At 34.8% G+C, this 692-nt stretch carries 1 pseudogene; it reads left to right on the top strand.

The features are described 5' to 3' along the window. Positions 1 to 471 (top strand): annotated as a pseudogene (locus HMPREF2876_RS04070) (plasmid replication protein); the annotation flags it as partial. Positions 472 to 692: the final 221 nt, after the last annotated feature.

Here is a 692-nt window from a genome sequence, read left to right as displayed (position 1 = left end):
TATTCAGGAGAAGAAATCCTGATTTTGGACGACTTGCGAGAAGATAGCCTAGCCCCTGCAGATTGGTTGAAGTTATTCGACCCAATCAATTCGGCTAGAATGTCGGCACGCTATCGAAATAAGCTAGTAGTTCCGAGATTGGTTATTATGTCTGCTTATATGTCTCCAAAACAATTTTTCGGACAAATTCAGGAAGAAGATATAAACCAGTATTTAAGACGGGTCAATTATTCTTCTGAAATCGCTAGAAAGCATGGAATGGAAGAAAGATTTTATAGTGTTTCAGAAGTTCGAGAGAATAGAGAAAATGGTCATTATCAACGCCCTGATGGCTCTAGCGTCGTTTTGAACTTTGACTATGAAGATTTGTTTTGTTCGCAAGATAAGGACGATTTTATTCGTAAATTGCTTGAAGATTGTATCTATCCTAGAATATTGCCAAAGAAAGCAAAGGATGTGACAAATGACTAAAAAGATAATCGTAATAACAAAATGTCGAGATTATGGTCAAGAAGAACCTGTAGAAGTTATTGTTAAGTCTAGGGTTTTGAAATATCTCCCTGATATATATGTTTTTTTAAGGGATAAAGCTCGGTATTATGAAATAAAAAAAATGATGCAGTCGGCAAACCGCATCACATATAAAAACAACTAGTTATATTATAACATGAAAAGGAGAAAAATGCTATGTT

The organism is Streptococcus sp. HMSC073A12, assembly GCF_001812815.1.
Taxonomy (GTDB): Bacteria; Bacillota; Bacilli; order Lactobacillales; family Streptococcaceae; genus Streptococcus; species Streptococcus vaginalis.
This window is presented reverse-complemented; position numbering and strand designations above follow the sequence as displayed.